General features: G+C 40.2%; 15 protein-coding genes. 3 read left to right on the forward strand and 12 right to left on the reverse strand.

What is annotated here, in order from left to right; genetic code table 11:
• Positions 1 to 305: 305 nt before the first annotated feature.
• Positions 306 to 1343, forward strand: coding sequence for a LacI family DNA-binding transcriptional regulator (locus VGE44_RS06075; RefSeq protein WP_331076962.1), 1038 nt, complete (start codon positions 306 to 308; stop codon positions 1341 to 1343).
• Positions 1344 to 1363: 20 nt separating this feature from the next.
• Here VGE44_RS06075 and VGE44_RS06080 read toward each other — a convergent pair whose 3' ends face one another.
• Both VGE44_RS06080 and VGE44_RS06085 read right to left on the reverse strand, forming a co-directional pair.
• Positions 1364 to 3640: an FAD-dependent oxidoreductase gene (locus VGE44_RS06080; protein WP_331076964.1), complete on the reverse strand. Its 2277-nt coding sequence runs from the start codon at positions 3638 to 3640 to the stop codon at positions 1364 to 1366.
• A gap of 28 nt (positions 3641 to 3668) precedes the next feature.
• Entirely contained in the window at positions 3669 to 5363 is a 1695-nt protein-coding gene (locus VGE44_RS06085; protein WP_331076967.1) for a sodium:solute symporter family protein, read from the reverse strand.
• 344 nt (positions 5364 to 5707) lie between these two features.
• Between VGE44_RS06085 and VGE44_RS06090 the strand changes: the two genes are divergently transcribed.
• Positions 5708 to 6853 (forward strand): serine hydrolase domain-containing protein, encoded by a 1146-nt coding sequence (locus tag VGE44_RS06090; RefSeq protein WP_331076969.1) that lies wholly within the window; start codon positions 5708 to 5710, stop codon positions 6851 to 6853.
• Between the two features lie 501 nt (positions 6854 to 7354).
• A complete protein-coding gene (locus VGE44_RS06095; RefSeq protein WP_331076970.1) occupies positions 7355 to 9133 on the forward strand; it encodes a c-type cytochrome in 1779 nt (592 codons plus the stop codon).
• A 75-nt stretch (positions 9134 to 9208) separates the two neighbouring features.
• On the opposite strand, the gene rlmF is transcribed toward VGE44_RS06095, so the two are convergent.
• The 10 genes from rlmF to VGE44_RS06145 all read right to left on the reverse strand — a co-directional run bounded on the left by rlmF (position 9209) and on the right by VGE44_RS06145 (position 21729).
• A complete protein-coding gene (rlmF, locus tag VGE44_RS06100) occupies positions 9209 to 10132 on the reverse strand; it encodes a 23S rRNA (adenine(1618)-N(6))-methyltransferase RlmF (protein ID WP_331076972.1) in 924 nt (307 codons plus the stop codon).
• A 52-nt stretch (positions 10133 to 10184) separates the two neighbouring features.
• On the reverse strand, positions 10185 to 10784 hold the full coding sequence (locus VGE44_RS06105; RefSeq protein ID WP_331076974.1) for a TIGR04282 family arsenosugar biosynthesis glycosyltransferase: 600 nt from the start codon (positions 10782 to 10784) through the stop codon (positions 10185 to 10187).
• Between the two features lie 6 nt (positions 10785 to 10790).
• Positions 10791 to 11840 carry an arsenosugar biosynthesis radical SAM (seleno)protein ArsS gene (gene arsS / locus VGE44_RS06110; RefSeq protein WP_331076976.1) on the reverse strand — a complete coding sequence of 350 codons (1050 nt, stop codon included), beginning with the start codon at positions 11838 to 11840 and terminating at the stop codon, positions 10791 to 10793.
• A gap of 6 nt (positions 11841 to 11846) precedes the next feature.
• Entirely contained in the window at positions 11847 to 12182 is a 336-nt protein-coding gene (locus tag VGE44_RS06115; RefSeq protein ID WP_324484152.1) for an arsenosugar biosynthesis-associated peroxidase-like protein, read from the reverse strand.
• Between the two features lie 125 nt (positions 12183 to 12307).
• Positions 12308 to 12985 (reverse strand): response regulator transcription factor, encoded by a 678-nt coding sequence (locus tag VGE44_RS06120; RefSeq protein ID WP_331076982.1) that lies wholly within the window; start codon positions 12983 to 12985, stop codon positions 12308 to 12310.
• 230 nt (positions 12986 to 13215) lie between these two features.
• Positions 13216 to 15153, reverse strand: coding sequence for an OmpA family protein (locus tag VGE44_RS06125; RefSeq protein ID WP_331076984.1), 1938 nt, complete (start codon positions 15151 to 15153; stop codon positions 13216 to 13218).
• 82 nt (positions 15154 to 15235) lie between these two features.
• Positions 15236 to 17503 (reverse strand): InlB B-repeat-containing protein, encoded by a 2268-nt coding sequence (locus VGE44_RS06130; protein ID WP_331076986.1) that lies wholly within the window; start codon positions 17501 to 17503, stop codon positions 15236 to 15238.
• Between the two features lie 122 nt (positions 17504 to 17625).
• Positions 17626 to 18144, reverse strand: coding sequence for an AraC family transcriptional regulator (locus VGE44_RS06135; RefSeq protein ID WP_331076988.1), 519 nt, complete (start codon positions 18142 to 18144; stop codon positions 17626 to 17628).
• A gap of 334 nt (positions 18145 to 18478) precedes the next feature.
• Entirely contained in the window at positions 18479 to 19741 is a 1263-nt protein-coding gene (locus tag VGE44_RS06140) for a DUF1501 domain-containing protein (RefSeq protein WP_331076990.1), read from the reverse strand.
• Positions 19742 to 19758: 17 nt separating this feature from the next.
• Entirely contained in the window at positions 19759 to 21729 is a 1971-nt protein-coding gene (locus VGE44_RS06145; protein WP_331076993.1) for a DUF1800 domain-containing protein, read from the reverse strand.
• Between the last annotated feature and the right edge of the window lie 237 nt (positions 21730 to 21966).

A 21966-nucleotide genomic window follows, 5' to 3' on the forward strand; every position in this document is an offset into this window, starting at 1 on the left:
ACCTTGCCGGAGGAAGTATCTTCCGGCTATTCGTAATTTGAACCAGAACGCAATTTCTTGCCGGAAATACTCCGTAGGAAAGGACTGTGCCTGCCTATAACACACAGATATTGCTTTCCAAAATCTAATAATTGTGAGTCCAGTGCCTTATCTGACCAATTATAACTGTAATATATTAACCTTCCTTATATCCACTTCAGGTTAGATTAATCCTCCGGTTTCAAATGTTTAATTAAAATCTACTCTACCTTCCCAATAACCATTCATCAAATTTTATTTTAATTTTATACCCAATCAGTATTAAAATGAAAGTCCACCAGACCACGATATATGACATCGCCAGGGAATTAAATATATCCAAGTCTACCGTTTCACGGGCTTTAACCAACCATCCGGAAGTAAAATCTGAAACACGGAAAGCAGTTCTTGAACTTGCCGAAAAGCTGGACTATCAGCGTAATATGCTGTCAATCAATCTGATTTCAAGAAAAAGCAACCTGATTGGGATCATTGTTCCTGAATTCAATACTTCATTCTTCCCACAGGTGGTGATTGGTGCACAGGAAATGGCTAGCAAGCATGGTTATAATATCATTGTGAGCCAGTCGAACGAAAAATTTGAAACCGAAGTAGAAAATGCCAGGGTCATGCTGGCCAGCCAGGTTGATGGAATACTAGTCTCAATCACAAAAGAAACCCGAAGCTATGAACACCTGAAAATTTTTGAACGTAAGGGCATTCCAATTGTTTTATTCAACCGTGTTTGTGATGAAATGATAGTACCTAAAGTGGTGATCAATGATTATGAAGCTGCATTTGGAGCTGTTGAACATCTTATCCTTACAGGTAAAAAAAGAATTGCCCATCTGGCAGGTCCTGATTCCTTAATCACAAGCAGAAAGCGCTTGAAAGGATATCTGGATGCCCTTAAAAAGCATAAAATACCGGTAGATGAATCTCTGATCATCCCCTATGATCTAACCATTGGTAAGGTAAAGATCTATATCAAACACTTAATGGATCTTAAAAGTCCGCCTGACGGATTGTTCGTTGTAAATGATCCGGCAGCAGTCGAGGCGATCCAAACAATTAAAAAGATGGGAATCCGTATTCCGGAGGAAATAGGAATCGTTGGTTTCAGTAACGACTATGGCTCCGACCTTATCGAACCCAGTCTGACCACTGTTGCTCAGCCACAAAGACTGATGGGCAGTACTGCGATGCAATTATTGCTCGACCTCATGGACAAGGAGGTCTCACAATGGAAAGCCGTTACTAAAACCCTCGATTCAAAGCTGATAGTCAGAAACTCCAGCGTGTTACAGGAACCAGAACCTAACTGATTCCTAATGTTTTAATTCATCTAAAAGACCTGCACCTCGAATATTGCTGCCGGAACATTACTTGCAGGATGTTCAGGGAAAATCCTGATGGAAGAGGTACTTATTGCCTTATCGAATATCACTTCATTAACTGTCTGATAATTACCAGTTTTTTCAAAGATCAGGTTGCCTGAGGCATCCATTATTTTATAATTTCTGACTGTATGGGGCACAATACGCTCTGGATGAACCCTGAGGGTTGACTCGAGCGGATGATCAAAATCTGAGTCGAAAAATAACACAATCCGCCTGATCTGAACAGTTTCATCCCAGCTTAAGGTTACACAAGGATTTACATCACTAAGATCGGCTACCCAGGCATTAGCAGCATTTGTTGGACGGCAGAATCCATTATTCAGGTTTGAAACTTTAAAAGGTTTGAGTGCAGCAGACAGTTTAAAGGCCAGATTTTGCTCTGACGGCCTTCTTGAAGGGAGCCAGAACTCAAAGGTGTCGATTCCGATCCCATCGGGTGGTAACTGTACCCCGCTTGTTGCTACGGCTTTATTGTAGCGGTTCATTAACATCATGGTTCCTGTAAGGAACATCTTACTGGTTTGAACTGAAACAAGTTCATTTTTAAGAATACAGACAAAAACATACTGTTCCTCCCCTATTATTTGATCAAAATCAACGCTTATTGTACTCTTTCCCGCTGCGGCAGGAATTTCACGGCTCTCCAGGATTATCTCAGGCGTGTAATTGATTTGTTTGGCACTGACACGTAATTGAAGGCTTAAAATTGTAGTCTTTTCTGCATCGATCTCAAAACTGATCTTTATCTGATCTCCAGGGGCAGCCGGTAATAGCTGTGCAGTAGAATATTCAAGTTTCTGCCAGCTTCCATCAGCCTTTAATTCTTTAAGTTTAAATTCAGAACTGGCACTGATACCTGCTTTATGCGCTAAATTCGTCCTTTCCGGTTTCAATCCAGGAATAAAATGTCCCCTTTGCATCAGTTCCTGCCTCAACTCCTGAACTTTTGAAGAATTAGCGAGTTTTGAAGGGGTAATCTTGTTCTTCAGGCAATATTGAGTCGCCAGACCCAGAACCTGCGCCGAATAAGATACTGTGGCCATTACCCTAGCAGAACCGAATGCCACGTGACTGGCACTTATAATTCTGCCGGCTAACCAGAGATTTTTAATGTTTTTGCTATACATGCATCGAAGCGGGATCTGATATATCCCCTTTGAATGCCATTGATTACATCCCGGCCTGTCACTAAAAACTCCATCGGCCGGATGCAGGTCCAATGACCAGCCACCATAAGAGACAGCGTCCGGATGCTCCCTTTGTTCAACAACATCCTTCTGTGAGAGCATATAATCTCCTTCAAAACGCCGGCTCTCCCGCTTACCAGGTATATGTCCAACCCATTCAAGAGTCAGGTTTTCAGCTTCAGGGTATTTCCCTGAGTTTTTAACATGATCCCAAATACCATAGATTACTTTCCATAATTCCCATTTAATCTCTTCGGTCTGATGTATAGTATCGAGCCTGCCCCCGTATTCAAGCCACCAGAGTTTGCAGCCATGATCACTGATATCATAAGAACGGTATTTAACAATAGAAGAAACATCCTTTAAAGCATAAGATGGGGCAGTAAATGTTATTGGACGACCGGCATTTTTTGTAAAGAAGTAAATGGAATGTCCTAAAAGTTCTCCATATTCCTTGTCAGGTGCAAACCCCTCATCAAATTCATCCTTTGACTCTGCTCCCATCCTGAATGCAGCACCGGCCTGAAAAGCCACAATACCGTCTCCGGATGCATCACAAAAATAAGGTGCTGATAAAATATAACGGGTCGAGTTCTGGCTGCAAAAGGCAATTACTTCACTGATCATATCAGGACCTGATTTTACAACTTCATAAACCGCAGTATTTAAAAGAAGCGTTAGATTCTGCTCATTCTTCACCTTTTCCAGCAAAATAGTGTCAAGAATGATTGCATTACCATCCGGGTTGCGGTACATATTCTCAATCAGGATTTCACTCAATACACCACCTTCCCTCGACCAGCGATTATTATTCCCCATGCTGGAAGTCGCTCCTAAAATCCACAATCTCACTTCACTGGAGGCGTTTCCACCAAGTACGGGCCTGTCCTGCACCAGAATAACCTTTAAACCCTCCCTTGCAGCAGCAATGGCTCCGCATGTACCTGCGATACCCCCTCCAATGATAACCAGATCAGCATTCATTGGACGTTCATAAATTGAACGACCGGCAGAAGAAAACTCACTTTTAATCATAAATTATAAATTAATATCAATGGATAGACTAACCTTTGGAATAGAATATGATCCTTTTTGATGCCCTCCAGGGTATCAGTGCCAGCACAAAAATCAGGGCAGCTATCGACCCCAAAAGACCAATATTCTCTCCAGTAATTAAACCTAAGACCAATAAGAGAAATGCAGTAAACGCCAATGCAAAGGCAGTTATTTTTAAACCAAATTTATTTTGTTGTAATGATTCGCTGATCTCTTCTTCACTTAAATTAGCCTGCTGAGCCTTTCTTGAGTTTTTCAGGGCTTTAAATTCCATATATTGTGAACTCATATAATTTGCATAATAAGCCCTGATCTCATTGCCTATCAAAAGCAGCAGAGGTACACCTACCCCAACCAGCATTTCTTCTGCCCGGCTAAGTTTGAAATCAATAAGGAAGGGTAAAATGATTTTAAATATCAGATTGATTCCTAAACTTACGTAAGTGATGATCAGTGTGGCTTTTCCGCTAAGTCTTTTGGAGAACAATGCCCAGATCGGTGGAGCTAAAATCGGACCACCGGTGATTGCACCCACACTTATGGTCACATTCACCAAACCACCGATATATGGCACCATGAGCGCAATTGCGATCATCCCTAGGCCAATTAGCCAGGATGACAGACGCGCAACCCGCATTAGCTTACGGTCGCTTGCCGCAGGATTGATCCTGCCTTTATAAATATCATTAGTAAATACGGCTGAAACAACATTTAAGGTTGTATTTGCGGATGCAGAAGTTGAAAAATACATTCCGGTAAGCATCAAACCTAATAATCCCGGAGGGAGCACCAGCTGACAGATCATTAAATAAGCATTCTCTGTATCAAGACCAGTCAGAGAAGGATTAATAGTCTTGTAAATCATTGGTGGCAGCATCCATAGCACCGGGCTGATCAGATACAGACCCGCAAAAAGGTAAGCTACCTTTCTGGCCGATTTACTATCCTTAACACTGGTATAACGCTGTACAAAGGTCCAGTTGCCCCCGATGTAAAAAATATGGTAAAGTGTAAATGCAATGATGAATCCCAGAGTAAATTCCCCGTTAATCAGTTCAAAAAATCCTTCCTGAGCATTCGCCTGAAACTTTGCGAGTCCTCCTGCAGCATCAAATGACAGGGGAAGGATAATCAGTACAGCCGCAGTTAATATTACAAACTGAAGAATATCAGTTACCATAACAGCCCAAAGTCCGCCAACAGCCGTATATGCGATCATAAATAAGCCCAGCACTATAGTGGAAGGCATTAATGGATAACCCAATGAAGCGCTGACAAGCTTTGCAACCGGATATAATACGGTACCTTTAATAAATAAAGAAACCAGCATAAAAATATAGATATAGGTCTTTTGTACCTGAGGACCGAGGCGCTCCTTGATAAACTCTGCCGCGGTAAGGTTACCCGTAGATTTCCATAAGGGAGCAAGATACATTCCACTGATCAAAGCCCCAATACACATGGTCCACTGGATGGTAATTGCTACCCATCCGTATTTATAAGCTATTGAACCCCAGGCTACAAATGTACCTGCAGAGAAAAAACTCATAAAGAGCGATAATCCGCCGATAAACCATGGAACTGACTCTCCTCCCGCAAAAAATGACTTTAAATTAATTCCTGTTCTTGCGAAAACAAGTCCTATGCATAATACGAATGCCGAAAAGACAAAGATGACTATGGTATCTATATTTGGACTCATAATTAATTAAAATCTGCGTTAAATACCTCTCATTAATTTAAGACACTTAAACCCTATCCTGTTGAGTACTTATTAATAAGCCCTTACATTCATTGCTCTGAATGAAACACTTATATAAATGTATTGTTAAGATTAAAACTTTGTCTTAAGCCATTGATAAAAATATTTTCGGGAACAGTCCCGATTTTCGGGAGCGCTCCCGGCAAGGCTGATGTTTTTCAAAAAATCTAATTAATTAAGTCTTTTATTTCTAATCCTTAAAGAATATGCGAACCATAAGGAATGTTATCCAATAAAGCCTGACAGCTTGGAAAATATTTATAGATTTATTAAAAATTAAAACGATGATCAAAGCATTTTCTCCAAAAATATTATCCCTTGCGTTTCTGCTCTCCTGCACATTTTCTGTTTTCGCTCAAAATGAAAAAGCTGAAGCAGATTTGCGTGAAATAATGAAAAAACTGGATGTGGTGGGTCTTTCTGTTGCCGTAGTAAAAAAAGGCGATATCATTTATGCCAATTCTTTCGGTTTAAAGAATATTGAGACAAAAGCTCCTCTTTCGGATACAGATATCTTCCGGATTGCATCCATATCCAAGTCATTTTCAGCAACTTCTATTATGCAATTAAGAGAAGCCGGAAAGCTTTCACTGGATGATGATTTTAGTGATCTGGTAGGTTTCAAAATCAGGAATCCAAAATTCCCCGACAAGGTAATCACATTGAGAATGGTACTATCGCATACATCGAGTATAAATGATAGTCAGGGTTATTTCACGCTGGATGCAATTAATCCTTCAAAAAACCCGGATTGGGCTAAATGTTACAGCGATTATGCTCCGGGAGCAGGGTACAGATATTGTAATTTAAATTACAATATGGTGGGCACTGTTATTGAAAAACTAAGTGGTGAACGTTTCGACAATTATGTTAAAAACCATATTTTGAATCCACTCAAACTTTATGGTGGTTACAATGTAGACTCACTGGATGCAAGCCGTTTTGCAACACTGCATGAGTATGATGCCAAAACAAAGACATTTAAACCATCTCCTGCAGCTTATAATCCAAGACGTGAGGAAATAAGAAATTATGTAATGGGTTATACAACCCCTATTTTCTCACCGACCGGGGGGATGAAGATCTCTGCCACTGACCTAGCAAAATACATGAGCATGCACATGAATATGGGTAAATATAAAGGCAGGAGAATTATGTCGAAAAAGAGTGCAAAACTAATGCAGACTAAAGTAGCTGATGAAGAAGGTTATGCCCTCGCCCTGACAAACTTAGATGATCTGATACCCGGTAAAATGATGGTTGGACATACCGGTTCGGCATATGGATTATACAGCGCAATGTTTTTCCATCCTAAAGAGAAATTCGGAATTGTAGTGATTACCAATGGTTGTAATCCTACTTATACAAAAGGTATTAATGATGTTCTGCGGGCCGGGGTGAATAGTTTGTACGAGAATTTTATTAAATAGTATCAAGAGCCAAGAACCAGGAATCAAGACTAAATCCTTGTTCATTTGAAATTTGGTTTTCAGACTTACGAATTTACCTAGGCATCATGCGTTTAAATTCGTAAGTCACTTGCTAGTGTGTCAGTATCAAGAGCCAAGAATCAAGTATCAAGACTAAATCCGGGTTCATTTATAATTTTATATTCAAGAATATTGACTATTTCTAAACATTTTACAGATGAAAATCAGTTTTTATAGGCATGAGATCCCTCCAGTGTCAGGATGACAGTCAAGGTTTGAGCATTAGGAATCAAGACTAAATTCGGGTTCATTTGAGATTTGGATTTAAGGATATTTACTAATACTACCTAACTTGACAATTTGCTAAATTGCAGACAACTGATAACAGACAACTCACCACTCTGTAAAATATAAGATAGAAACCTCCATTACAATTTCTTTTCAATAGACTTGTATTGCAGGATTTTAAGCGCCTTCTTTTAAACTATAAAACCATTTGAAATGAATAAAATTTTACAATCTGTTCGCCGGCAAAAAATTTCAAAATTCTATGTCATAGCATTATTAGCTGTGTTTTTCATAGTATATGGATTTACACTTTACCAAACTCCCAAATTGCCTCCGGGGGATCCGAATAATGCAGGGCTGGTTCTTCCCGATGGATTTGAAGCCCTGGCGGTAGTCGATAGCCTGAAGGGTGATGCGAGGCATCTTGCAGTAAACAGCAATGGTGATATTTATGTAAAAACCCGTCTTCATGCACTTACTGAAGGATACGGCAATGTGGCTTTAAGAGACACGGATGGTGATGGCAAGGCTGATATCATCACCCATTTCAATAAATATGAAAGCGGGCAGTATGGTACTGCAATGAAAATCCATAATGGCTATCTCTATTACAGTTCCAATCTGATTGTTTACCGTCAGAAGCTGAAACCAGGCCAGTTAGTTCCCGACAGTAAGATCGATACGATAGTTATCGACAATCCGCCAAGCCATTCCCATCAAACAAAACCTCTGGCATTTGATGGCAAGGGTTATATGTATGTGGGTTGGGGAGCCGGTTCTGATGTTTGTACTAATGGTCGCCCGGGATCAATGGGTGCCGGAAAACCCGATGCGGTTATTCCCGGTGAAGGATGCCCTCAATTAATTGACCACGGTGGAATCTGGAAATTTGATGAGAACAAACTAAACCAAAAGCAGGAACAGGGCCTCAGATATGCAACTGGTATGCGTAGTATCGTTGGAATGGATTGGGATAAGGCCAGTAATTCACTTTATGCGGTAGTTCACGGAAGGGATAATTTCAGAATGCTTTGGCCGGGTATGTATTCCCCATGGGAAAGTGCTGTTCTGCCGTCAGAAGAACTTTTTAAAGTCCATCAGGGAATTGATGGTGGATGGCCATATTATTACTATGATCACATGAAAGGAAAGAAATTACTTAATCCTGAATATGGTGGTGATAAGATTAAAGAAGGAAACGGCGCCAAACTAACAAAACCAGTAATGGGTTTCCCGGGCCACTTTGCTCCGAATGATATTCTTTTCTACCAGGGTAACCAGCTACCTGCCAGATATAAAAAAGGTGCATTTGTAGTCCTGCATGGCTCTACAATCCGCCAGCCTTACCCTCAGGGGGGATATTTTGTCGCATTCGTTCCGATGGTAAACGGAGTCGTTACTGGTCCGTGGGAGGTTTTTGCAGATGGATTTATCCAAACTGATCCGGTATTAACTGCAAATTCAGCAGGTTACCGTCCAATGGGAATTACCGAAGGTCCGGATGGTTCTTTGTATATCAGTGAGACAGAAAAAGGAAAGATCTGGAGGGTAATGTTTAAAGGAGATAAAACGAAGTTCGGAACTGCTCAATTGGCAAAAATGGTGATCAGGAAGAAAACTGCAAGCAATATCAAAGACCCTGATCCAATAAAAGATGATCTTGATCGCGGTAAACCTGTGGTTGCATCAGCCGTTTATACGATGTATTGTGGTGCCTGTCATCAGCGTGATGGAAAAGGTGATGGCGGAAGATTCCCCCCATTAAGTGAATCTGAATGGGTGAATGGTGATAAGACCAGATTGATCAATGTAGTTCTTAAAGGTCTGTCCGGTCCGATCACAGTTAAAGGATTACCATACAGTGAAACCATGCCGGCACATGGCAGCTTCCTGAATGACGATCAGGTTGCTGAGGTATTGACCTATATCCGCAAAAGCTGGGGGAATAATTCGGATGCAGTGACTACGGCTGAGGTTGCGGCATTGAGGTAATAAGACTTAAGAATTTCGTCTTATGAAATGAATTTCTGCAGAGACACAAAAATTTAATTCTTTGTCTCTGCAGATTTATTCATCAGTAAAAGTCCAGGCAAGTACCCTGCTCGACTTCTGTCCCTGTTTCATGTCAATTGTTCTCACCTCTTTTACACCCAATCTTTCCAGTGCCTTATAACATGCTGCCAGGGTTTCCTTTTTTGAAACCAGAGAAGTAAACCACAAAACCGACTGGGCAAAAAGGGCACTCTCTTCGATAATCCGCAAAAGAAAACGCTCCTCCCCGCCCTCACACCATAGTTCTGCATTTTTACCACCAAAATTCAGGTCGATCCCTTCCTTTTTATCCTTACCCAAATTTTTCCATTTTCGTGCAGTCCCTTCTGCGGCTTCTTTCATTGAAGTATGAAAAGGCGGATTGCAGATACTTAAACTGAATTTTTCGCCCGGGTTAATGATATCTGTAAAAATCTGATCTGCATTACGTTGTCTGCGCACACTAATGAATTTTGAAAGTCCATTAGCTTCAATAATGTTTGCTGCTGAACGGCTGGCAAGCTGATCGATCTCAGTACCGACAAAGGTCCATCCATATTCATAATGACCGATCAGGGGATAAATACAATTTGCTCCTACCCCTATATCAAGTACTTTAATATGTTTGCCTTTAGGAAGCTTTCCATCCGCTCCGATCAGCAGATCTGCCGCATAATGAATATAATCTGCTCTTCCGGGTATCGGCGGACATAGAAAGCCCTCAGGTATATCCCATAAGCCAACATTATAAAACTGCTTGAGCAAGGCTTTATTAAGAGCCTTAACTGCATTTTGGTTTGAAAAATCAATAGAAAGATCCTGAAATTGGTTTGGCGAAACATATTCTGCCAGTTCAGGGCAAGCTTTGGTCAGTTCCGGGAAATCATATCGATGCCTGTGTCTGTTCCGGGGATGAAAATTGTCCTTTTCTTCAGGCAGGGATTTTTTTTTGATGGGCATTCAGCTAAATTATCTAAATAAATTGAGCTTCTGATGAGTACCCACCTGTTCTCTAAATGGAAATTCCATTTTCCTCAAGGTCTGTGACATCATCAATATCACTAAGCTCTTCGAGTAAGGCATAAGAAATGCCCTGTTTAACGAAATCATCGATTGTTTTTGCAAAAACCTGATTCGTGCTCCATGGCTTATTGATAAATAAATCAGGGTAAAATTTAGTTAATCCAAGCAGATAATAGCCTCCATCACTTGCAGGACCAATAACAGCTGCATTAGAATCCAGTAAAGCAACCGCTTCCTCCAGAGTTTCCGTTTTTAACTGTAAACAATCACTGCCAATAATGATAATCCGGGTAAAACCCTGATCAAAAAGCTCTTTGAAAGAATTAAGCATCCGCTCTCCAAGATCATTTCCATTTTGTTTTCTTTTAGTATAACCGGGAACACTCCAAAGGTCATAATCACTGACTTCATCCGCATAGTAAATAAATTTTCTGAAACTTAGGCCTCTTGTAATTTCAAGGGTATGCTGAAGTAACTGAAGATAAATTTCAAGGGCCCTTTCATCACCAATATCCTTTGCCAGACGCGTTTTTACCTGCCCTGAGATTGGGTTTCTGACAAAGATCACTAATGCGGTGGTGCTGAGCATGTTCATTTAAAATGTAAGGCTTCCTCCACAACTGGATCCTTCGCCTGCGGTACATCCAAAACAATGTTGCTTTACAACAATATTCCTGTTCTTAAGTATCGCAAAATCAAAATCTGAGATATGCTGGCTATCTGAAGCGCTTACTTTAAGGTCAAGCATTTGATTAAAATCGCAATCATACAAATATCCATCCCAACCAACGGAAAGTGTATTGCGGCACATGAGATTTTGAACTGATGCAGGATTATAAGCTGATATCAGTTTATCCATATACCTGCTGTAATTCCCGGAGCTCAATAAATAATCGAGATAGCGGCTGATGGGCATATTCGTAATCGCGAAAAGCTGGTTAAAAACGATGCCATATCTTGAAGCAAGTACCATTTTGTATTCTTTCTCAAGTGCTACCTGTGATGGGGGCAGAAAAGCTCCTGCAGGATTGTAAACCAGGTTCAGAACCAATCCGCTCCCCTCCTGTCCGTAACCCACCAGATTAAGCATTTGGAGGGCCTTGATTGAGTCATTAAAAACACCATCACCACGTTGCCTGTCGGTACGATCCTGTGTAAAACCGGGTAGGGAGGAAACTACTTCTACCTGATGTTGTTTAAAGAAATCCGGCAGATCATGGAAACGTTTATTCGCCAGGATGATAGTCAGATTGCATCTCACTATCACATGCTTTCCTAGTTTCTTTATTTGCTCTACTAACCAGCGAAAATCAGGATTGAGTTCAGGAGCACCTCCGGTAAGATCAACTACATCAATATCCGAGTTTTTAAGTACATCCAGGCATATTTGCATCGTGCTGCGACTCATCATTTCCTTTCGGTCAGGCCCTGCGTCAACATGACAATGCTTGCAGGTTTGGTTGCACATTTTCCCCAGATTTAGCTGCAGAATGTCAATACCAGAGGCCCGCAGTGGATAAATTCCGCTCAGCTCTAGTTTCTCATTAAAGGTCGGATGAATACTCCCTAAGGAGTTTTCAAGTACCTCAAGCTGATTTTCAGAATCTGCTAAAGGATGGTGCAAAACTTTTAATGACTTAATCATACACTATTACATTCCTATTTCTTTGACCTTGTTCATCATCTGTACACCATGAACAAGAACCGCACCACCTTTTATTGCAGAGGCCACATGAACAGCTTCCATCATTTGTGCCTCGCTATAACCCTTTTCGAAGGCATCACTACTATAAGCATCAATGCAATATGGGCATTGTACAGCATGCGCAACTGCTAATGCAATCAGTGATTTTTCTTTTGCTGTCAAATGGCTGTCCTTAAATACTTCCCCATAGTAAGAAAAGAATTTATCGGCCAATTCTTTCTGATATTCAGCTATATTACCGAATTTTCCAAGATCACTGGCCTTGTAATAATGATTTTCCATCTTTTATCTTTTTTAATATCGATTTGCTTTATTTACGTGTAAAACTGGTTTTTGGCTTTAAATAACAGGAATTAAGTGATTTAATAACCAAATCTCAAATTTTGATACCTAATATGCAATCGTTCTCAAATCAGGTCAAATGAACGAGCATACTGACTTAATTCAAAATAGGATTTTGTTTCCAGCTTCTTTCGGATATTCTTTCGATGGGTATCAACTGTTCCTAATGAAATGAAAAGCTCATTCGCAGTTTCGGATGATGATTTCCCCAAAGCCATATGTTTTAATACTTCCCGCTCTCTTTTACTTAGCCGGCAATAACGGTGATGGTTTTGTCTCAGAAAATTATTTTCATCCAGAAGCTTACCTGCCTTATTGACCATATGATGCATCGCATCTATTGGAAATGAGATCGTTATAGTATACAAAGGCCTGTTTTGCTCATCGCGATAGAATATCCTCGTGCTGCTCATATGCCAGGTCCAACCCAAATCCTCACGATATCTTACCTGCTGAAAACAAGTTATGATCTCCTCATCGTTATTTCTTTCAAGTAAACCTAAGATTTTCGGAACGTAATCTTTAGCATCCGATTCATTAAAATACCGGGAATAGTAGTCTTCTGCAGAGCTGTTCAGAAGTTCTTCCATACTGATGTCCAGCTGTTCCAATCCCATCTTCGACATCCACATCACCTTACCCTCGAGATCATGAATAATCACTACTCCAGGCATCAGGTGTTCTACTGACGCAATTTGTTCTATTTGCTGCTTGAAATCTGAGAAATTTTCGACCACTTTCATATTTAAATTAATGCGTTCTGTTTATTACCAGACCCCTCAAGATAATTAGATAAATGGATAAAAATCAGTATAGTAGAACTGAAATCGGGAATACGCTCTTGTTCAATCAATTAGTTTTTATTACTCCCCGAATTGAAAGTGATTCCCGGAGAAGAATTGATTTTAATTTTATTAACAAAAAAGGACGGGATTTCTCCCGTCCTTTGAAAACAAAAAAAGATTTTAGTAGTTTAATTAGGAACAATATCGATAATTACTGTTCTGTTATAGAAACGTTCTTCAGGAGTATTATTATCAAAAGGTGATTGATTGATATCCTCTCCATAACCAATGGTTTCATAACGTACATTTCTCTTACCTGCTGCGTTCAAAGCACGCTCAATTATTTTTTGAGTTTGCATAGCTCTGCTTTCAGATAATGTATTGTTATATTCATCAGATCCAATGATGTCGGTATGACCATGAATAATTACTCTTGAACCATCTGAAATCAATGGAACAATCGTTTCAACAATGAATTTTTCATAAGAATCAATGGTTTTTGTTTTATCGAAATCGAATAAAATACTAAAGCGATAAGCTTTTTCTAATGTCTCGGTCTGACGCTCCAAACGGACCATACTTTCTTTCCTGACAGTTAAACCATTTTTGGTCTCACCAGTCATTACTACTTTATAATTACCTTCAGCACGATCGCCCAGAATATTCTTGCCCGGTACACTCACTAAATCCCTGGTAAAAGGACCCAGATGTTGTGTATTACCCTGATCATTGGAAATATCCATAGACCAGGTTTTAAGAATTTCTTTAGCTCCTCCAACCTGGAATACAACATGGCTATCCATTGGATCAACCTGAATTGCATCTATGGTTATTGGTTTCATCATACCGCCACCAACTTCAAGCATTAATTCCGGTGAAGAACTTACAATATCTACACGGCGATCTCCTTCACGAAGAAGGGTAAGCTCTTTACTTCCTCCGGGCTGTTCTGATGGAATTAATGGTTTGGTACGGCCATCAGTTGTAATTCGGTTTGCATCAATACCAAACCTGTCAACAAAATAGTATTTGATTGCTTCTGCGAATTCTTTACCTTCTCTCGGGCCTTTTAAAGAAGCTCCGCTCAACGAGATACTGCTCCCTGGATTTGATCGCATACGATCAGCAGTGATATTCAAAATATTATGATAAACGTTTATCTGACGTGCAGAACGACCGGTCATACTTTCAGTTTGAATACTTTGTAATTGTACTTCTCTGAATGAATTTGCCTGGTCTTTGCTCAGCATGACATAACGATTTGGAATTTGGGATGATCCTTCATCGAAAAATACATAGTTACGCAAAGGAAGAGTTTCGCTGACCTGACGCTTCAATGGAACATATTTAGGAGCACGAACCGTAAAAGTAACATCACGTACAGGTACTGCAACCTGAGCTACCTCCTCTATAATTGCAGCAGCTTTTCCTTTTCCGAATTTAAGTGCTGCACCGATTCTAAGTGTCGAAACCGACCAGCTTTCAATGGTACGGGTATCCTGACCGAAATATGGATGATAAGAAACAAAAGGTGATAAAACAGCTTTATTAACACTGCTCGCAGGAGAAAGCTGGAATTCATATCCCACTCCAACCTGACCTGATAACAGCGTTTTACGGATTGCACTAAATTCACCTTCTGTATCAGGTTGCTTCTCCTGAGTATACCAGAAATCTTTTGCAAGATTGAAGGCTACACGCGGGCCTGCAAAAAAGTACAGATTTGATTTCGGTGAGCCTAAACGTAAACTAGGTTCAACAGTTATATAACTTAGATTAGTTTCAAGTGTAGCCGGGCAATCACAGGGTGCAATCACGCCATCAAACTGTCCGCCACGGCCATCATAGCCAATATTCAGCATTCCTCCCCAATATGGTCCGGGGCGAAATTCCATCAAAAATGAGCCAAATGGTTTGACACCTTCACCTTTGTGAAAGGCTGATGGAACAAATAATGAATTATTCATTCTTTGGGTTGTTCCATCGTAAAAATTCAAGTTGGCTGCTCCTGATACTCCAAACCACCAGGTTGGCTGCGAGGTCTGTGCCTCGGCCTTGCTTTGAGCAAACATGATCATCAAAACTAAGATGGCCCATCGCTGCATTATTTTATTTATTGTTAACATGAGATTTCTCTTTAATATTTTGTGTAAATAATATTCCTTATAAAATCTCCCCGGCCATGCCGGAGAGATTCACTCGAATTTGTTATGGCTTAAGAACTGTACTTGCATTTAATGTCACAGCAGTTTGTGCCAATAACCTTCCTGTTAGTCTTGAACCAGTATTCATTGAAACAAGAGTTTTACTCAGAATATTTCCACTAACATTTGCGTTTGAACCAATGGTAGCCTGTCCTGATACCACCCAGAAGATGTTTTTAGCTTGCGCTCCACCTAATAATGTAATTTTCGCATTATTATTAATGGTCAGATTCTGTGCAATCTGGAATACCCAAGTATCATTTGGACCACCGGTAAGTGTTACACCTGCACTGGTAACTAAAACACCAGTACTCCATTTGTAAAGTCCCGGAGGAAGGATCCTTCCACTGATATCACCGGCATAAAGATCTACAATCGGCGCAGGGGTGGTTAAACCATTTGCTGTAGTAAAGGCAGTTTCCATGTCGCTTACTGCTGTTGTCATCTTGGCCGGTGTTGGAGCTGCATAATCAGATGCGTAGGCCTTTCCAATAACAATTGGCGTATGAGAAGACTGCCCGTTCGTATCCATAATCAAACCAAAGCCAGTCATAGCAGTTGCTGCTGCAGGACTAACACCAATATCACCTGTAATTGAAGTTACACCGGTTGTTGAGATTCCCGATTTGGTCAGAATCGCAAAGTCTCCGGCTGTTCCAAGATTAACAGCTGTTGGGCCAACTGCCGCGAGTGGTGTGAAGTTAGCTGTGATATTTTTATTGGCGTTCATGGTCACAGTTAAAGGATTTACCGAACCTGTAGCATCTCCGCTCCAGAATGAGAAGGTATAACCTGCAGCCGCTGTAGCAGTAAGTACCACCGTACTTCCACTGGTGTAAGTTGGCTGATTGGCAACTTTTGCAACCGAACCATTCACTGCATTAACTGTAAGAGTATACTGATTAGCTGGTATCGCAGTGAAATTTGCTGTGATATTTTTATTACTGGTCATGTTTACAGTAAGTGGATTCGTTGTACCTGTAGCATCACCACTCCAGGAAGAGAATACATAGCCTGCAGCAGGTGTTGCTGTTAGAACTACATTACTTCCGTGATTGTAAGTCGCCAGATCGGGTGCCTTTGAAACCGTACCATTTACTGCATTAACAGTCAGCGTATAGGTATTCAATAAGAAATTTGCAACCAAAGTTCTGTTAGCAGTCAAAGCGAACGTATAGTTCGGACTTGCAGAAACAACCGCTCCGCTTGCCAGATCTGTCCAGTTTGTAAAGGTATAACCTGTATTTGCTACTGAAGTTATGGTCACTGATGTTCCGGCTGCATATGCACCTTCACCATCAGTTGTTCCGCCTGAGGCAGGACTTGATGTTAAAAGAACTGCAAACTGTGATGCAGGAATTGCTCTGAAATTAGCAACAAAGTTTCTGCTTGCATTAAGTGTGAACTGAATGTTCGAACTCGTTGAAACTCTGACACCGTTTTCTGTCCAGTCTACAAAGGTATAACCTGCGTTTACTCTTGCTGATACAGTTACACTTGAACCTGCATCAAACGAACCTGCGCCTATTGTTGTTCCGCCTGCAGTTGGATTAGCTGACAATACCACAGCAAATTGACCAATTGGAATAGGTTCAAAATTCGCGATAAGCGTTCGGTTTCCATTCATAGGAAACTGGTAACTCGCACTGTTAGAAACTGCCGGACCATTATCAGACTCAGTCCAGTTAAGGAATGTATATCCCGCGGCTGGTACCGCACTTACCGTTACTACTGAACTTTGAGCAAATGCTCCGCCTCCAGTAACTGTTCCACCAGCAATTGGATCTGCTGATACCGAAAGAACTGGAATTGTGGTGAATGACCAAACATAATCAGCGACCATTGCGGTACGTAAGGTATCTGTAACAGATTTGCTTATTGTTCCGGTATAGGTTGTAAATGGCAAAAGATCCACATCGGGATCAAATGTAAAAACAGCTGCATCAGATGTTGGTGCTATTTTTCCTGAAATTTGGGTTGTTCCCTGCCTGATAACAAATGTTGAATTGTTAATGGTAGATCCCTTCATTACGGTATTAAATGTTGCCGTTATAACTTTATTTAGCGGCACATCAACAGCCTTGTCCATCGGGTCAGTAGTAACCGTCGGACAAAGTCCGACAACCTCATCGGTAAAATCATCTTTCTTACATCCTGCAAGAAAGGCCACAAAAAGTAAAGCCATAAAAGCTATGGATTTGCTAATTGTATAATAGCCTTTGCTTTTACTCAGTTGTGGGCTATTACTAAAAACAGTAATTTTTTTGTTCATAATAGGTTTTTTATAGGTTTATAAGTCCCAAAGTGCGAATTCTACAGACCATAGGACTATAACAAACCTACCCAACGAAACCATTCCGAATGTTATACTATTCTGGAGATAAATTACATAATTCACACATTCTGATGGAGCATAGGGCTGCATTCAGTAATATTTTTGTATTGAGAGGGAGTCATTCCTGTTACTTTTTTGAACTGTGACGAGAGATGTGCCACACTGCTGAAGTGCAGTTTCCAGGAAATCTGAGTTAGGTTTAACTCATTGTACAAAATCAATTCTTTTACACGGACGACTCTGATTCTGATAATAAATTGTTCAATAGTGGAACCAGTGGTTTCAGAAAATATATTTGCAAGATAGGTATAATCAAAATCCAGCTTATTACTCAAATAATCTGAGAAATTTGTTCTGAGTGGCTCATCAAAATTATAAACCAATTCAATAATGATATGCTTAATTTTTTCTACGAGTATAATCTTTCTATTACCGATTAATTCAAGTCCGGCACTTTCTAATGCAAGCCTGAAATCCTGGAGTTGCTCAATGCTTGGCGTGTTAATTGTTTTAACCCTTCCCAGCTCAATTTCATGACAATAAATTCCAAGTTTTTCAAGCTCGAATTTTACTAGCATTTTGCAGCGGGTGCAAACCATGTTTTTTATAAAGATCTCCATCTACCTTATTAAAGCAAAGGGAGTGCCCCGATAAATATGAACCCGAAAAACTAAATACAGGTTTACCTGAATATTTTACTTAGGATAGTTATTTAGATAAAATGCCTTTAAATTATCTCAAGGTGACATTTATTATCTATTAAGATTACAAATTATACTTTTGATTAAAATATATCTATTCAACACTGAACAATATTCCAATTGCCCGAATTCTAAACATCGCTCATTATAAAGGAAATTGTGTATTGATTATACGAAATATAGTGTAGGATCAGAATCGGAAAACCTTAAATTATTTCATAACTCCAATTCCCACTCCCTCAAATCCTGGAAATAATTGTTGTTTGTCTTTGATCTGAAGATGATGTTCTGCAAGCTCCGAGAAAATACTCCTGAAATCAGTAGTAACAGCCAGATCTCTTCCATCTTCCAGATTTTCTGGTGCAAGGGTATCCACTTTTCCATGAACAATTCCTCCGTTCACATCCTTACCCAGTATAAAATTACAGGATGCCCTGCCATGATCAGTACCGCCAGTACCGTTTTGTTTAACCGTTCTCCCAAATTCGGTCATGGTCATAACAGTCAGATCATCCTGATAAACTTCCATATCCTTCCAGAAAGCGATGATACTCTGACTCAGATCAGTCACATTCCTCGCAAATATCCCATTAGCTGCCCCCTGATTAAAATGGGTATCCCAACCTCCTGACTCAGCAAATGCAACTTCCAGTCCCACATCCATTTTTATTAATTGAGCAATCTGTTTCAAAGAATTACCAAGCGGACTGGTTGGATAAACCACATCATTAGCAGGTTTATAATTTCTTACATCAGTCTTTTGAAGCATTTTAACCGCATCAAAACTATCTTTACCTGTAGTTTTTAATAATCCTGAAGCAGTTTGGTCGTAGAGCTCCTCAAAGCTTTTTGAAATCCGATTGGCGTTCATTGGATTACCCCGCATCTGGATTGAAAAGTCCTGCAGATTGCTTATTGCCAAAGCGGGCATTTCACCATACAATGAGCGGGGCATTGATGAAGTCAGGCTTACAGCCTGAAACGGTGTTGCTTCATGCCCAAGCATTCCAACAGCCCTATTCAGCCAGCCACTGGATGTTCCTTTATTAAAAGGTGTTCCCGATTCCATATAATCCTGGGCATCAAAATGTGAACGGGTATTATTGGGCGAACCCATCCCGTGAACAATAGCGAGATTTTTTTCACGAAATACAGATTCAAAGGCATGCATTGCCGGATGTAAACCAAATCGTCCGTCAAGATCTATTAATGAAGGAATATTCCCGCTCTTAACAGCCGGCATAAATAAAGCGGGTCTTGCGGCTTTCAGGAATTGATCATTAAAAGGGCTAACAGCCATCAAGCCATCCATAGCCCCACGCTGAAATATGCTTACCAGAATTTTCCTTCTCTTGAAAAGTGCTGGTTCCTGCACAAGATTGGCTGCCTGAGCCATAAAAGCGGGTATTCCGCCAATCCCAATCCCAAAAAGTGTAAGACCTCCTGCTTTTAAAAATGCTTTTCTTGATATCATGATCTCGTAATTTTATATCACTTCCTTTGAAACTCCGGAGATCCCAAAATCACCCCAACAACTTGTGCAAGCATCAAATTACCAGCATTTTGTGTTTGTCTCTGACTGTTCCCTGAAATGGTTTTGTTTCCTTTTGGTTCTGTTGCATCACTCATCTGCCGGGCATCTTCATTTACCATAGTTGGCTTTGGTTGTTGCACCATATTAAGAGATGCAGCCCTTTCAACCTTATTAAGAAGCTCGGGATCGTTTAGCATAGGAATTAAACGTGCAATTGTTTTTTCGAGATCCCGTTCCGGGAGAATTAATTCGCTATACTGATGCAAAGCAGATTCAGAACTTTCAGGTTCTCTATTTTTATTTAAAGCAAGTAAATTCAGCCTGACTCCAGGAATCCGCTGAGCAGCAAGTGCCAGACCAAAATTCATCCTGTTCAGCAAAGAACCTGTATTGATCCAGTATTGCCCCTTATCCGGAAAACCGGTCGGAGCCTGATAAAAATACATTTTTTGCCCCATTCTGCTGATCCAGTTGTTTAGCTGGAATGGCTGACTAACATCAGCATTTAAACCTCTCACAGCGCTAATAGCTAGTTCAAAAGGGGATTTTGTCTTTTCACGTAAAGCTTCCGCGGACCAGAATTCAGGGGAAGATACCATACGCGTCAGGATCGCCGAAATATCACCATCCTTTTGCTTAAAAGTTTCTGCCATCTTTTCAATCAAAGTTTCAGATGGATTATCATTAACAAAGCGTACGGCTATTTTTCGTGATATAAATTTTGCGGTTGAATTATGATTAGCGAGCATTTTTAAAAGTTTAATACCCTCTTCATAAGCACCATTTGCAGGAAAAACTTTACCCAGAACCACTTTTTCCCCTCTGTCATGCCGATTTGCAGCAAAAAGAAAATCTCCCTCTATTACAAAGCCTCTTTTCTTCAAATTATCTACTCCTGCTTTTTCAATCATATTTCTCAAGGGATTTCCATAAGCATTATCCATCGGGTAAACCGACCAGCCTGTAAGAACCCGGGCAGCCTGAGTCACATCCGATTGGGTATAACCTCCATCCACCCCAATGGTGTGCAGCTCCATTAGTTCACGTGCATAGTTTTCATTCAAGCCTTGATTTTTTCTGTTCTGCTGAACTTTTTTCAAGGCCTGAGCCCTTTGAGAATTGGTATCGGCCATATGCATCTTTGCCTTTGCCAGAATTTGACTCCTGACCTTATCATTCACAGCCATTTGAGTACTCTCACTTGTCCCCGAACTACTGAAATTGTCGAGAAAAAAAAGCATAGCCGGAGATTTAGCAGTAGCAATTAGCAAATCTTCAAACCTGCCATTCACATTGGGCCTGATCACATCCCTTTCATAAGCCGGGATATATTCAGCACAAATATTTTTGGTGATCGAAACGTTAAAATGGTTGAACCAAAATTCTGTTAAAACTTCCTGAAGCTGATTATTACTGTATACAGCCCTTAATATCTTTTGATTAACAAGCTGTCTGAACAGTTCTGCCTGTGGTCTGTAGCCCTTATCACGCATATACGTTGCTAAACTTGCACGATATTTCTTCATATCAGACAGATTAACTGAGTCTTTGTTAATCAGTCCGTCTTTTATCGCCGATCGTAAAATCTGCGCATTCTTAGGAAAGAGTTTTACAACTTCTGCATTGCTGAGATTGATTGCATCATATGAGCTAAGCCTTTTATTCAGTTCATCTTCCTTTTGCCCTGCAGCCAATTGCTGAGAAAACCATTTCTCCAGTCCGATATTTACTACCTTATCAATATCTCCTGGACGGGCTCCGAATGTAAACCGATTCAGTAAATGAGCCGCAGCCTGACGTTCGGTCAAACCAGTTTTTTTATAAGGGAATTTGATTTTGTCAGATTCAGAAATTTTGAATGATGAACCGATTATCAGACAAAAAGCCAGAAAAATGGGCAGATAAAAGTATTTAAGAATATTTTTCATAGTGCTTTTCCGGTTTTGTTCATTATGACTGTCTAAATCGTTAAGGGATTAATCCTTCCTGAAATAATTGCTGTACCCCTGTCTAAAGAACACTACCCTGCGAAATTTATTTTAATACTGAGAGAAAAGATTGCCAAAATGTAAATATCCGGCAGGCTGAATAATATCCTGCCTTATAATTTTACCATAATCCATAATTTATCCGGTAAATGGATTAAATTCATATATTCCAATCTG

Source organism: Daejeonella sp. (genome assembly GCF_036405355.1).
Taxonomy (GTDB): domain Bacteria; phylum Bacteroidota; class Bacteroidia; order Sphingobacteriales; family Sphingobacteriaceae; genus Daejeonella.